We start from the raw sequence: 15,171 nt of genomic DNA, 5'->3' as shown, positions 1-15,171 counted from the left end.
TTGTTATTTAGATGTTGATTTCTTTATTATTATAGGTCCATAACTTCTATTTATCTAATAATTAGAATAGTTTAAGTTTTTTATTTTAATTTTAATTTTAATTTTAATTAGTATTATTGTTTCTTTTTATAAATTAGATGCAAATATTTTATGTTTAAAAATGTTTAGTGCCAGATTTGGGTCTCTAAATATGTGGGTAGTAACTTTTTTATTTTTGCTTATAACTTTTGAAGGTAACTGATAAGTCGTAAGTATTGTATTTGTTGCTTCATAGAACCTTTAATCTTCCACTCTATAGATTTAGAGTAAACTATTTAGTTTAAATGTTTATATTTTTATATATCTCCCGTAGTTGAAATTATCAATAAGTAAAGCTAGTCATAAGCAAATAACAACTTTCTAAACGGCAAATTTATCATAGTATCAGTCCTGTCCTAGCGAGGTCGGTCAAAGGAGATGGCGCGGATGAAGAAGGTAATATGGTTTTTATTATGTTTCTTTGCAATGAATGCATACAGTAACGATGAAGTAAGTTTAACTTTGGTAGGTTATATCTCACCAGTGTGCGGCTTTACTACACAAAATAATAACCTTCACTTTTCTTCAGATGGCCTCGCGAGTACAAAGCTAGTGATTAATTGCAATTCACCTATGCGAGTATCAATGCAATCTGAAAATGGTGGCCTGCGCCATCAGCAAAGTACTCAAATAAATGCTTATAACCTGAATTGGTCAATAGAGGGCGTTTCAAGCGAAGTTTCTGCAACGGCACTTGAACTTAAATCTATCTACAATTTTGATGTTGATGAGATTCTATTTAACAGCGTAGCTAAATTACAACTAAAACTAGATAAGCCTTTAATTTATGCAGGTAGTTACCAGGATGTGCTCCGCATAGAAATGACACCATCGGTTGTATCTGGTGGAGTTTGGTAAAACACTAACTATTAATTAAAACAAATATGTCACATGGATAAGGAATATTAAAATGAAAAAGTTAATCGTGTTATCAGCAATCGCAACTCTAACATCTGGCGCAGCATTTGCTGAAAATCTAAATGTAGGTGGCGCAGTGTCATCGGTTTGTGGGGTGAGCAACATTAACACTACACAATTCTTTCAAACATTGTCAGAAGGTGCTACTAAAAATGTAGGCTTTGATTTGCAGTGTAATGATGTTGATGGTGCAACAATGTCATTAACAACATCTGAAGGGCACTTACAAAATGCTGACCATGAAGATCGTGGTGTCGGCTATACTGCCAAGTTAACTGCAGATACATTTGATTTTACGCTTTCTGCTGAGAATGGCCAAAATGATCAGTCAGAATCGCAAAGTCGTCCTGGTTCACCAACCCTTGCCGCCGGTGGCGTAGCTGGAAATATATTACTAACTGTAACACAAGCACCAGTTTATGCAGGTACTTACGCTGATACACTTATGTTGGCAATAACAGCTAACTAAGCAGCATAGTAAAAGGCAGTAGCTACTGCCTTTTACTTCATTAAGAGGGATTTTATATGCGTTATATATTTCTAATTATAGTGTTGTTAACTTCATATTCTACAGGGGCTTTTCAAGTTAAACCAATGGTCGCGGAGCTAGAGTCTTCAGGTAGCCAATCACAGCAAACCATTCGTATATCAAACCCTTCAGACAGTCCTTTAACTATTGAGATATCTGCGTTTGATTTACTAATTGACCCTAATGGCGATGAAACATTAAAAGCAAACGACGATGACTTTTTAATTATTCCGATGACTACGATTATTCCGTCTGGGCAAAGTCAATCAGTAATTGTTCGATATATTGGGGAACCAATATTAGAAAACTCAAAAGCGTACCGTGTAGCCATTGATCAGGCATCTGTTGATTTAGAAAAGGCGGGGCAATCAGGCGTAGGTATGTCAGTTAGCTTTAGAACTTTGTTTAATGTAGTTCCCAAAGGTGCGGAGGCAAAATTATTAATTAAAAATAAACGTCAAGTAGATACAGAAACATGGAGTGTACTACTAGAGAATACTGGTAATAAATATATCCGTTTATCTCAGGCACAGTGGCTTATTAAAGGTGATGAACAACAGCTATTATTAGAAGGGGCTGAATTGAGTAAAGCATTGACTGGAAAGATTTTATTACCTAAATCTAGCCGTGAGGTTTCAATAAAAATTCCTACAAGGTTTAATGCAGCAAGCAGTGATCTAGAGGTCAATTTTTAATGCTGCGGATATGCAGTTACTTTTTTATATATGTAAGTGTAATGACACCTGTTTTTGCTGTGGAAGTAACGCCTATGGTGGTTACTTTCTCTCCTGATAGTCGTTCAAATAATGCTTCTAGCTTGGTTCATAATCAATTACCAAGAGACATTGCTTTTGATATCCAAATTTACGAAATTGACTTTTCTCAAGGCACGCCTAAATTAATTTCTTTAGATGATTCCCCATTGTGGGTTTTTCCTCCATCACTATTTTTGCAACCAGGGCAAAGCCAACAGTTGCAATTTAGATGGTTAGATAAAAAACTTCCTAGTACAGATAAAAGCTATCAAGTTAGCTTGATTGAGCAGCCCATTGTAAACCAGTCTATAGATAAACAGTCACAACTAACAATGCTGTTAAATGTAAATTTAATTGTTCATTTAGACCAGCCTAGATTAGTTCCTAAACTGACTATAAAAGAGCCTCACGTTGAAGATGGCTTTATTGTCACTGAAGTATTAAATGAAGGAAAAGGGGCAGGACGATTAAGTGATTATGAAATAAAAATTACTAAAAATAAAACTCTAAGCGATCGAATTTTAAAAGATCAATTAAAAGCAAACGGATACGATGTTTTTTTTGCTCCTAATAGCACCAGTGTTATAAAAGTCCCAATTCCGCAATCGTTACAGAGAGGAAGCTTAAATCATTTACGTTTAGTGCTGGCTCGCTAGTTATGCGAGTTCTATTATGTATATTTTTATTGAGCTTTACTCAATTATGTTATTCAAAAATTAACCCGTCTAAAAGAACCATCGAACTTAGCGTTGAGGCAGAACTGAATAAAAATGCTATTGGCAAAATAACTCTTGCAGTTGATCCAAATGATAATTTATCTCTTAAATGGAGTGAAATTAAAGTTTCGTTTGAACGACTTTTATTTTCAGAGGACTTTGATTCTTTAGAGTCTAAGGTTAATAAAAATATTATTGATACAAAAGCATTAGAGTTATTTGGATATAATATTTCATTCGATATGAGTGATTTTAGCTTAGCAATATCAGTACCTCTTACACTGACTCGCCCTCAACAACTAAGTTTAAAATCAGATTCGAGGAATTTAACAGCATCTGCACCGGCTAAACTGAGTGGATTTTTTAATGCTTATTCAAGTTATTTGTATCAGCAAGATAAAGGCGAGAATACAACAGATGACCTCTTAGCTATTCGCTCTGAAATGGTAGTGAGTTGGGAAGGGTGGGTTTTAGAAAACGAAGTGGAGTATTTATCTGAAGTAGCTCCTACTTCATCAAATATTAGGCGCTTAGGTACTCGTGTAATGCATGACCTACCGCTTAGTGGGCTTCGGATATCCATTGGTGATAATTATAGTTCAGGTAGTTACTTTCAATCAACGGCACGGGTACTAGGTATGTCGCTTTCACATGATTTTTCGCTAGTTTCTGACAGGCCTATTAGACCCAGCGCTTCACGTAGTTTTACCTTGGAGAGTCCATCCTCTGTTGAGGTATTAGTTGGCGAGCGGATAGTACAAAAACTTAATTTAGCCGCAGGTATATATTCTCTTGATGATATTCCCCTTAATGAAGGAAGCAATAATATTACTTTGAGGATTACTGATATAGCAGGAGTAGTCCGTTTTGTTGATTTTGATGTAACGACCGGTTTAGATCTTTTTGCTCAAGGGCAACTGGAATATGAGTTTCATTTAGGCGTTCCTTCACGCTTAGGTAGTGAGCTAGATTATGATTACGACGAGCCACTAGCTAGCTTTTATCTTGATTATGGCATTACACCTAGCTGGACAGCCGGTGCGGCAGTACAAGGTGATGAGTATTCTCAGCAGATTGGTTTTAAAAATATTTATGCAGCTACAGTTGGACAAATTGCGTTTGAAAATGCGATAAGTTTCAATGAAAAAACAGGTCATGCTTATCGCATTGTTTATAGTAACTATAGAAATCATAGTGATAATAACACTGACATTACGGTGGGTTATGAATACTCATCAAGATATTTTACAGGTCTTGGCTATCGACCTGATTCTCAATCTAGTTCTCACTTAAGAGAGCATTATATTCAGGCTAATTATAGTTTTTTTTGGGGAGAGAATACGCAAACATCTTTTTTTACAAGTTTATCAAGGTCATATGATGAAGCTCAATTTGATAAATCAGTTGGAGTTAGTTTTTCTGGTGAGATCGATAATAGCCAATGGAGATATAGTTTAGGTGGGCAATGGGAGGGTCTCGCTGAAGAAAGTCAATGGGATGTAAGGTTGTCTGTCACTTATAAGTTTTCTAATACTCGGCGGGCTAAATTATCTCATCAATCTAGGCAGGATAAAACACGCTTAGAATTCTCTCAAGATAGTAATCAGCGCTATGTTGGAGCTTTGAATATAAGAGCTGGGCTTGAAAAAAATGATCAAAATGAAGCTGTTTTTGATTTAAATACTCAATATAACGCGAATCGTTTTGTTATGAACTTTGATCATGGGAGTTTTTACGAGCAGTTTAATGAGGCCTCAGCTTACCATCAGAGCCGATTAAGCTTGGCATCAAGCATAGCATTTGCAGATAAGAGTTGGGCTGTTGGGAAACCCATATACGATAGCTTTGCTTTGATAGAACCCCACTCTAGCCTTAGAGGAAAAAAGATCACCTTGGGACAATATGAGGATAACTATAGGGCTGATAATGAAGACTTCGAAACTATTTTATTAAACGATATTAGTTCATATGCCTCAACCAACGTTACAGTCGATATTGATAACTTAGAGCCGGGGTATGATATTGGTTCTGGCATAATTACCCTTTACTCACCTTATCGAACAGGTCATGCAATCACAATAGGGACTGCTGCAAACATATCAGTGATTGCGACTTTGTATGATCAACAGAAAAAACCCTTATCATTACAAGTTGGTACTGCAATTTGTATCGATAAAAACAGCCAAAAAGAGCATACATTTTTTACAAATAAAAAAGGACGATTTGCATTAACAGGTTTAACCGCCTGTAATTATAAAATTACACTTAAGAATGCAGAAAAGTCACATTTTACGATTCAAGTATCTGAAGGTGAGCAATTACAGCGCAAAGGAGCTATTTATGTACAATAAAAAAGTAAGTTTATTATTGGGTGGTTTAGCACTCTTTATTTTTACGCCCTTAATTCATGCGCAATGCGCCGCTAGGTTCGATAAGATTGAACATATTTATGATGATTTTGAAAGCTACCATGCCTTACAGCAAGTAGACTCTAAGAAAGAGCTACGGATAAGCGTCACTAATGATGAAAGCTGTCAATTAGAACTCGTGCTAACAAGTGAGAATCAAGCTCAGCTAAAAGGGCAATTTCAAAGTATTCCTTACGAGATGCAGAGTATACAAAGTAAGTTAGTCAGCACATCAACTTTAAAGTTAAACTTTACTGATTCTTCGACGATATTGACATTAGTCCTACCGTCAGGAACACCAATTAAAGCAGGTATATACTCAGATAGGCTCCAAATGAAATTATATGATCAGGGGAGTAAGTTATTAGATGAGCGAGAATATAGTATTCAAGAAAATATTGCCCCTAGGACAAGTCTTTCTGTACTTGGGTATAATACATTTTCAAATACTATCAATTTGGGAGAACTAATTCCGAGTAAGGAATACACTATGTTACCTAGTTTACAAGTCGTTACTAATTCAGATGTTCAATTGTCTGTAAGTTCAGATAATAATGGGAAATTAATACATAGTCTCTATAGAGACAAATATGCAATTAATTACAGTCTAGATCTGGCTGGAAGTTGGCTTCAACTAGATAACTTATCACAACATAAATTTACATACTCAGGACAAACCGTTTATCTATTACCTTTAAAAATTCAATTAAATGATTTCGAAAGGCAAGCTGCCGGTGAGTATTCAGATACAATCAGGTTTCAAATAAGCCCGCTTAACTATTAATTTTATTTAAGTTTTTTTGACACCAAAGCAATGCTTGTTGCTTGTTTTTTACAGCGATTTTTTGATACACCTTGTGTAAATGTACACGAACTGTAGCTTCACTGATAAATAAAGTGTCTGCAATTGCGCTTGAATGTAAGCCAGAAAATAACAAGTTTAATACTTTCATTTCTTTGCAGGTTAAGTTATTTGATTGCAGCGCAGTTTGTTGTTCACTCGCTAGCATTTGTCTCATCCAACCATCAGTTACCGCACGTGGAAACCAAAGTTTTCCTTGTTCTATTGCTTGTAATCCTTGCTGCAGTAGTACTTCGTCAGTGCCTTCATAAAACAAACCTTTTAAATTAGGCCACTCTTTTAATGCCAAAACATCACCGTCTTTGGGCACGTCAAAAATAACGAGGCCTTGATGACCGTTTTCTAGCATAAACTGATTTATAAGTTCATGGTTTGTAATAACATTTAAAGCTTGATAATTAACAAGTAGGACGTTGAAGTCAGCTGCAACACAAAAAAGTGATGTGTAATTTGGGCTGGTGAAGCATGTGGGGCTTTTATTGGCTGTATTTTCAATATTCATAATATTCTATCCATAGACTACATTTTAGCACTATATTCTTATTTTTAGTTAATTTCAATGATACCTGAATGTATTTTAGCTCTTTTTTTATACACTAAAGTACATGTATGAGTATGTTTTATGCGCTCTTTAAAGTAGTATTTATGAGATTTTTTGTTTTAAAACAGTTCATTAGTGAGGTAAATATTAGAGGGGTTTATTTATGATAATTCATCTAAAGCTAACAATGCTTAAATTACTGTCATTTTCTATGAATTTATTTAAATAATTTATACATTTATTCACAATAATGTCATATAATACCTGTCCAGAGGAAAGATGCTATTTAGCGTCTTTTTTTATGCCTAAAATTTATATTATCAATATAAAAGCATAACAAAAATCACACGGTATCCTTTGGAGAATATTTTGAAACTACGCACACTCTCACAGTTAAGCCTAGCAATTGTCGCTGCACTATCTACCTCAGTAAATGCTGAAGAAGCTAAAACAACCGCAAAACAAGACGCGTTTGAAAAAATCGAAGTCACAGCTCGTAAACGTACAGAGAGCTTATTTGAATCTCCAACCGCTATCACATCAATTGGGGCGAACCTAATTGATAAAGCCAATATGAGTAATCTTGAAGATATTGGTAAATATGTTCCAAACTTAAACATCACCCGTTACGGTGTTGGTAATGCAGCACATGCGTCTGTGTTCATTCGTGGTATTGGTCTGCAAGATCACATAATAACTACTGATCCAGGTGTAGGCGTATACTTAGATGGCGTTTATTTAGGTCGTCAAATGGGTTCTAATTTATCATTACCTAATGTTGAGCGTGTTGAAGTGCTTCGTGGTCCACAAGGTACTTTATATGGTCGTAATACATTAGGTGGCGCTGTAAATGTAATTACAAAGCAACCTGGTGATGAAGGTATTGTAACTACTTCAGCTAAGCTGGGAAGTCGTGGACGTATTGCTGGTGATGTTTATTTTAATAACTCACTAAACGATGAACTAAGCATGTCTGCGAGTGCATCTTACAAAACACGTGATGGTGTTGGTGAAGCTGTTAATTTAGCAAATCCAGAGAAAGAAATTGGTGAGGAAGAGGAATTCAGTGGTCGTGTAGCCCTTAAATGGCAAGCGAACAGCGATTTAGCATTCACTTTTGCTTTAGATGGAGTTGATAACGAGTCAGGTCAATCGCCTTACACAATTGAATTAACTGACCCGCTAGATGCAAACGATGTGTTTAATGGCGACTTCCCATTATTGACTCAAGATTTAATTCCATCAGACCCTGATGATTTAGGTACAACCGTTGCAGGTATTGAATCAACTTCTTACTCAGGTTGGGGCACATCGTTCTCGGCTGATTGGGCAATTAACGATACTTATACTACTAAGTTTATCTCAAGCTACCGTACATCTGAGTATGAAGGTGGCCTAGATGACGATGCATCACCTTTAAACTTATCTGAGTTTCCAGAAGAGGGCGGAGCTGATCAGTACTCGTTTGAAATTCAACTAAATGCAACATTTGATAATATGGACTTTGTGTCAGGCCTTTACTTTTTTAATGAAGATGGCTTTACACGTTCAGGCCCATTTGTATTCAGCCCATTTAATACACCCAATGGCTTATTGAATGACGGAGTAACAGAATCATTTGGTGGTTACGGCGATTTTGAAATTAACCAAGAAACTAATTCTTACGCAGCCTACTTTAATGCAAGCTACGATTTAACTGACGATTTAACGGTAGGTGGTGGTCTTCGTTATTCAAAAGATGAAAAAGATGCAAATGCTATATTCCCATCATTTCCTACTCGTAAGTATGTAAGTGCAGATTTTGATGCAGTTACGTGGGATGTAAATGCATCTTATCAGCTTAGCAATAATATGAATGTGTATGGCCAGATTCAAAAAGGCTACCAAACAGGTGGTTTTCCACCGCGCCCATTTGGTGGACCAGACCAGTTTGTATCATTTGACGAAACGAAAGCGATTAACTACGAAATGGGTCTAAAAGGCCAAGTACACGAAAATGTATCTATGATGCTTGCGGTATTTGTGACTGATTACACTGATTTAGCATTACCGTTTTCAGACCCAACAGCAGGTGGCGGTTTCGTAACAATTGTAGAAAATGCGGGTCAGTCTAAAGCACAAGGTATTGAGCTTGAAACAACCGTCGCTATTACTGATGATTTTACTATTCGCAGTGCAGTTGGTTATTTAGATTCTGAAATAACAGAAGTGGCTGAGGGTGTACAAGGTATAGGTAAAGGCGATTCACCAGCACTTACACCACGCTGGACTGTCATGGTTGCACCTTCTTACTTTATGGATTTAGAGAGCGGCGCAACACTTGCGCTTAATGCTAATTATTCGTACCGAAGCGAAATGCAAGGGCAATCAGTTTATAACCAAAGTGAGACCATTGACTCTCGTGAACTAGTTGGTTTTAATATTTCCTACACTAATCCATATGGCGATATGGAAGTTACACTGTATGGTGAAAACGTTCTAAACGAAGTTTACGATGTTGGTCGTCTACAACAATCAGGTTTTGTTGGCGTAATGCGCAGTAATGATCGAAGTGAATTTGGTTTGAAATTCAAAAAAGATTTTGAGCTATAAACTAAAATCAAGTAAATGTAATTGAAGTTTATTTTGCATAATAAAGGCCGAATCATGCTGTGATTCGGCCTTTGTGTATTCAATAGTAAGGTTATTATTTGCATCGTTTAAATTCCTAATTTTAATTGCTGATTTAAAACAATCCACATCCCCATTTTTGAGTGTTTGTATTAACTAAAATGCGCCTTTTTAGTTTGTGTAAAGGCTAGGTTGTTCGCTACAATGGCGCCTCTTAATTGCCAAACGGACTCTGTAATGAAAATTCTTGCCGATCAAAATATGCCTTTAGTTGAGCAGTACTTTGCAGACTTTGGTGAGGTTGAGCGTTTTGATGGTCGTAAATTAACGCCTGAACAATTAATAGATGTAGATGTTCTTCTTACTCGTTCGGTGACAAATGTTAATCATGAACTTTTGGTACAAGCTAACAAGTTGAGCTTTGTAGGTACTGCCACAATCGGCATTGACCATATTGATACGCAATTACTGCATGATAGAAATATCGCTTTTACAAGTGCACCTGGTTGTAATGCTGTTGCTGTAGCTGAATATGTAATTAGTAGCTTATTTGCATTAAGCCAAGAAAATGCGCGTCCATTGTGTGCTCAAACAATTGGTATTGTAGGGATGGGCAACATTGGTACATGTTTGGCGCAAAAATTAAAAGCATTAAACGTAGTTGTACTGCTGTGCGATCCGATTAAGCACGAACAAGGCTTATTACAAGAGCATGTAGCGCTTGATGAGTTATTAGCGCAGTCAGATGCTGTTACTTTTCACGTTCCCCTTGTTAAAAGTGGCGAGCATAAAACACTGCACATGATGGGTAAAGAGCGTTTAAAAGCACTTAAGCCAGGAACCACGCTAATTAATGCAAGCCGTGGCGATGTAATTGATAACCAAGCATTGCTTGAGGTAATGGAAGCTGGGGCTGATTTAGATTTAGTACTTGATGTATGGGAGAAAGAACCCAATATTTTAACTGAATTACTAGAGCATGTTCGTTACGCTAGTGTGCATATTGCAGGGCATACACTTGAGGGGAAAGCTCGTGGTACACAAATGTTGTATCAAAAACTGTGTCAGCTCAAAGGTGTTGAGGCGATTAAATCGTTGGATGATTTTTTACCAACACCAGCCGTTACAAATGCAACTGTTACGCAAAGCCTTAATGAGCAAGATATTGCTCGTTTAGTGCATTTAATTTATGACGTTCGCCGCGATGACGGAATATTACTTCGTCGTCTAGAGAGCGACGGCTTCGATAGTTTACGTAAAAACTATCCAATAAGGCGAGAATTTAGCACCTTATTTCTACAAGGTGATAGCCCACAACTAGCAGCACTTAGCCAGCTTGGCTTTAGCATAGCTGAATAATTATTTAACTAACGATGTTGTTTTAATGTCGTTTATAGAGGAAGAAATATGTCGCAAAAATATAACGTTGCCGTACTTGGCGCTACTGGTTTAGTAGGCCGTCAAATCATTGAAACGCTAGCAGATCGTAAGTTTCCTGTTGATCAGCTTTTTTTACTTGCTAGCAGCCGCAGCGCAGGTGAAGATATAAAGTTTCGTGGTGAGACCATTGAAGTACTTGACGTTGAAGGCTTTGACTTTAGCCAAGCGCATATAGGTTTGTTTTCTGCTGGTGGCAGTGTATCTGAAAAATATGCTCCTATTGCTGCTGAAGCCGGCTGTATTGTAATCGATAATACATCGCACTTTAGAAATGATTTTGAAATACCACTCGTGGTGCCAGAAGTTAATGCTTCAAGCCTAGCTGATTTTAGAAATCGTAATATTATTGCTAACCCTAACTGTTCAACTATTCAGATGATGTTAGCACTTAAACCAATTTATGATGCTTACGGAATAGACCGTATTAATGTATCTACTTACCAAGCTGTATCGGGTGCAGGTAAAGACGCGGTTGATGAACTTGCAAAGCAAACAGCTAATTTGATGAATGCACGCCCTATGGATAATGAAGTATTTCCAAAGCAAATTGCATTTAACGTTATTCCTCAAATTGATAGTTTTGAAGATAATGGTTATACGCGCGAAGAAATGAAAATGGTAAACGAAACTCATAAAATTTTGGGTGATACCACTATTGCCGTGAACCCAACGTGTGTACGTGTTCCCGTATTTTTTGGGCACTCAGAGTCAATTAATATTGAAACGCGCATGCCTTATGACTTTGAACACGTTAAGCAACTTTTAAAAGACGCCCCTGGTGTCGAGCTAATTGATGATGAAGGTGACTACCCAACAGCAGTGTCTGACGCTAGTGGTAACGATACTGTGTATATAGGTCGATTACGTGCTGATATTTCTCATCCTCATGGATTAAACATGTGGGTTGTAAGTGACAACACTCGTAAAGGTGCTGCAACTAATAGTATTCAAATTGCAGAAGAGCTTATTGCCAATTACATGTAATAGTTAATTGCGCTAACATGCTTTTGAAGCGGTAAACAGTAGTTGTTTGCCGCTTTTTGTTTATATAGCTTGTCAAATTTTTGCCGTTTAATTTTAAAAATACAAAAACTGATTGATAACACTCAATAAATTAATATTTATAAAGATGTTTTAAGGCATTTATTTTCAAGGTGTTGCGATGGATATTACGCTCTAACTGGTTTATAGTTTGTAATTGGAATAGAGCTTGCAATAAAAATAGATTGTAATAATAAATGCGAGTCAGTCATTTGGCTGATAATAGCAATAATAAACAATATTTATGCACTTAAGTTTTAGGTGTTTTATTAATATTTAAATATTAAAGGATCAGCATGCGCGGTTTAGCTACACTTATTATATTAGCGTCTGCATTGATAGTAACGCCAGTTTACTCTCAGGACAGTACCCAATTAAAGGGGCCTAAAGGCGTTGACTATGGTGCGCAAGGGCGATCAATTGGGCCAATTAAACCAACTGATACGCTTTGGCGTATAGCAGCTAAAGTGCGCCCAGACAATTCTGTCAGTATTTATCAAGTTATGCAGGCTTTGTATAACAAAAATCCCGATTCATTTTTAGAACAAAATCTTAACCACATTCAAAATGGTGCCTATTTAAAAATCCCTACCTTAGCCGAAATAAAAGCTGTAAATACGCAGCTCGCAAAGCAACGCTCTGAGCAAGATGATGCATTATGGGAAAAGAAAAAAAATGGCACGCTTACACAAAGCGAAATTAACTCAGCGCAAACAAAAGTAACTCAAGCGCGTAAAATTGATGTAGACGATGCTAAAAAAGAGATACAGAAAGAATTAAATGAAATAAAAACAGAGCAAGGTACTAAGCTTGTTGAGTTACAACAACAGTTTAAAAGCTCAGTTAGTAATGTAGAAGAGATTTTAGTTGAAAATAATAATCTCAAAAAACAGTTATCAGGAATATCAAAAGAGCTCGAAAACTTACGTTTGCAATTAGGACAAGACAGCGAAATTCAAAATCAGTTAAAAGAACTCATTGTTAAACAAAACGAGATTATTGCCCAACAAAAAAAACAAGAAGTAATACCAAAAGAGTCATTTGATTTTGGCTCATTATTTTCAAATCCCATAGTACTGGGCTTGTTAATGTTTATTCCTGGGTTACTGATTATTTTTGCAATCGTTATGTTTTTACGCAAACGAGCAAGTAATCAAGAAGAGCCGCAAAACGATGATGACTTTTTACCACAAACCCCAACTTATACTGGCGATGATGATTTAGGCCCAAGCTTAAATGACGATCCAATTGTACCTGACCCTTTAGATGACTTGAGTGTTCAATTAGATGATAGTCTCGAAAGTGATATGTTGCCTAATGATGATTTAGACGACGGCTTAGATGATTTTTCTGGCGACGAAAATTTACTTGATCAGGATGAGCTCGAAAGCTTGCTAAGCGATGACATTGTTTTTGATGATGAAAATACCGATGACGATGATGAGCTCGATATTTTTATGCAGCAAGGGTTTGATCAACCTTCAGATGAAAACGCTGAAGATATAGATTTAGACTTATCTGATGACTCAATTAACAATGATGAAATCCTAACTAATGACGATTTAGATAGCTTGTTTGATGAAGAAGATAGTCTACCTGAATTTGATGCACCGCAAACAAGCGAAGCTTTAGAGGATGACAGCTTAGAATCTCATGATGAAATGGCGGCTTTAAGTGAAGAGCTTGCAGATGAAGATAATTTTGATATAGATGAATTATTAGATCAAACATCAACAGAATTAGATACCTCAAATAACACTTCAGCTGAACTTGATACAAGCGACGACTTTGATTTAGACGATATAGCTAGCTTAATTGATGAGGCGAATGACCCAAAAAGTGATGTGGTAGATGCCTCACTTAATGCAGAGTTACTCGACGAAGATGAACTTCTAGAAGAAAGCGACGACTTTGATTTAGACGACATAGATAGCTTAATTGATGAGGCTGCAGATGACTCATTAGTTGAGGAAAGTGACGACTTTGATTTAGACGACATAGATAGCTTAATTGATGAGGCTGCAGTTGATACTGCAGATGGCTCATTAGCTGAGGAAAGTGACGACTTTGATTTAGACGACATAGATAGCTTAATTGATGAGGCTGCGGTTGATACTGAGAATGATTCATTAGTTGAGGAAAGTGACGACTTTGATTTAGACGACATAGATAGCTTAATTGATGAGGCTGCAGTTGATACTGCAAATGATTCATTAGTTGAGGAAAGTGACGACTTTGATTTAGACGACATAGATAGCTTAATTGATGAGGAAGCAGTTGATACTGCAAATGATTCATTAGTTGAACAAAGCGATGATTTTGATTTAGACGACATAGATAGCTTAATTGATGAGGAAGCAGTTGATACTGCAAATGATTCATTAGTTGAACAAAGCGATGATTTTGATTTAGACGACATAGATAACCTAATTGATGATGAAGTAAAAAATTCAGATGTAAGAGATTCAGAAATTGATAATGCATTGGCAGACTCAGTTGAGGATTTAGCAGATGCTCAAGAAGAATTAAATGTTGATGATATTGAGTCGCTTGCTTCATCATTAAATGAAGAGCCTGAGCCTGAGCTTGACGATGAGCCTGAACTTGCAGAAGAACCTGAACTTATAGATGTAACGGTTGATGATTTTTCAGATACATCAGAGTCGCTTCTTGATCCTGAAGATGCGCTTGAAGAATATACAGATGATACTTTAAAGAGCGTTGATGAGCTTTTAAATGAACTACAACAAGCGACGGATGATGACTATATAGAAACACCAGATTGGTCTTTAGATGAGCTTGAAGACGATCTTGAAGAAATAGAAGTAGATCTTGGTGACGATCCGTTAGCGGGCGACGATGGCTCAGATCTTACAAAAATTGAAGAGCAGCTTGATAGCGATCTTATAACGCCAAGTGAAGAGTTAGATGAATATCCTGAACTTGAATTAGATGATGATCATTCATTATTGGAGAATGAACCTTCGTTTGAGCCGCAAGAACCTAAAGAAAATGCACCGAGTGAAGAAAATGCAGTAGCACTTAGTCAAACAGAGAAAGATCTCGCAAATGCGCTTTCTGAAAATGCTAACTTAGATAGCTTAGAAGATGATTTTGATGATGAACTATTAATTGATAATGACTTCTTTGAATCAGAAGCTAAGGTTGAAGACGAGTCGTTTGATGATGATTTACTGCAAGAAATTAATGACGGAATTGATTCTGTTGAACCAGTTAGTATAGAAGAGGATACCAAACCTCTTAACCTTGATG

At 36.6% G+C, this 15,171-nt stretch carries 11 protein-coding genes; 10 read left to right on the top strand and 1 reads right to left on the bottom strand.

The window, feature by feature from the left end; genetic code table 11:
- Positions 1–465 precede the first annotated feature (465 nt).
- The 6 genes from H5116_RS08975 to H5116_RS08950 are packed head-to-tail and all read left to right on the top strand — an operon-like array spanning position 466 to position 6,188.
- Positions 466–936, top strand: a complete 471-nt coding sequence (locus H5116_RS08975; protein ID WP_182673104.1) for a hypothetical protein — start codon at positions 466–468, stop codon at positions 934–936.
- A gap of 52 nt (positions 937–988) precedes the next feature.
- Positions 989–1,465: a hypothetical protein gene (locus H5116_RS08970; RefSeq protein ID WP_182673105.1), complete on the top strand. Its 477-nt coding sequence runs from the start codon at positions 989–991 to the stop codon at positions 1,463–1,465.
- 56 nt (positions 1,466–1,521) lie between these two features.
- Positions 1,522–2,220: a molecular chaperone gene (locus H5116_RS08965; RefSeq protein ID WP_182673106.1), complete on the top strand. Its 699-nt coding sequence runs from the start codon at positions 1,522–1,524 to the stop codon at positions 2,218–2,220.
- Positions 2,221–2,261: 41 nt separating this feature from the next.
- Positions 2,262–2,936 (top strand): hypothetical protein, encoded by a 675-nt coding sequence (locus tag H5116_RS08960; protein WP_259396093.1) that lies wholly within the window; start codon positions 2,262–2,264, stop codon positions 2,934–2,936.
- A gap of 29 nt (positions 2,937–2,965) precedes the next feature.
- Positions 2,966–5,347: a fimbrial biogenesis outer membrane usher protein gene (locus H5116_RS08955; RefSeq protein WP_259398801.1), complete on the top strand. Its 2,382-nt coding sequence runs from the start codon at positions 2,966–2,968 to the stop codon at positions 5,345–5,347.
- Entirely contained in the window at positions 5,337–6,188 is an 852-nt protein-coding gene (locus H5116_RS08950; RefSeq protein WP_182712939.1) for a hypothetical protein, read from the top strand. The genes H5116_RS08955 and H5116_RS08950 overlap by 11 nt, the downstream gene beginning before the upstream one ends.
- Here the strand turns inward: H5116_RS08950 and H5116_RS08945 are convergent.
- Complete coding sequence (locus H5116_RS08945) at positions 6,178–6,768, bottom strand: LuxR C-terminal-related transcriptional regulator (protein WP_182715988.1); 591 nt, start codon at positions 6,766–6,768, stop codon at positions 6,178–6,180. The two genes, H5116_RS08950 and H5116_RS08945, sit on opposite strands and share 11 nt — an antisense overlap.
- Before the next feature lie 408 nt (positions 6,769–7,176).
- Between H5116_RS08945 and H5116_RS08940 the strand changes: the two genes are divergently transcribed.
- The 4 genes from H5116_RS08940 to H5116_RS08925 form a co-directional block, all read left to right on the top strand.
- On the top strand, positions 7,177–9,399 hold the full coding sequence (locus tag H5116_RS08940; protein ID WP_182715987.1) for a TonB-dependent receptor: 2,223 nt from the start codon (positions 7,177–7,179) through the stop codon (positions 9,397–9,399).
- A gap of 255 nt (positions 9,400–9,654) precedes the next feature.
- Positions 9,655–10,776 (top strand): 4-phosphoerythronate dehydrogenase, encoded by a 1,122-nt coding sequence (locus H5116_RS08935; protein ID WP_039484462.1) that lies wholly within the window; start codon positions 9,655–9,657, stop codon positions 10,774–10,776.
- A 48-nt stretch (positions 10,777–10,824) separates the two neighbouring features.
- The gene (locus H5116_RS08930) at positions 10,825–11,841 is read left to right on the top strand and encodes an aspartate-semialdehyde dehydrogenase (protein WP_182712937.1); all 1,017 of its coding nucleotides are present in this window, start codon (positions 10,825–10,827) and stop codon (positions 11,839–11,841) included.
- A gap of 353 nt (positions 11,842–12,194) precedes the next feature.
- Positions 12,195–15,171: FimV/HubP family polar landmark protein (locus H5116_RS08925; RefSeq protein ID WP_310735990.1), on the top strand; the 2,977-nt coding region annotated here is incomplete at its 3' end.

The organism is Pseudoalteromonas sp. SG45-2 (assembly GCF_014164115.1).
Lineage (GTDB): Bacteria > Pseudomonadota > Gammaproteobacteria > Enterobacterales > Alteromonadaceae > Pseudoalteromonas > Pseudoalteromonas distincta.
The sequence above is the reverse complement of the archived record's forward strand: the minus strand, read 5'-3'. Positions and strand labels throughout refer to the sequence as shown.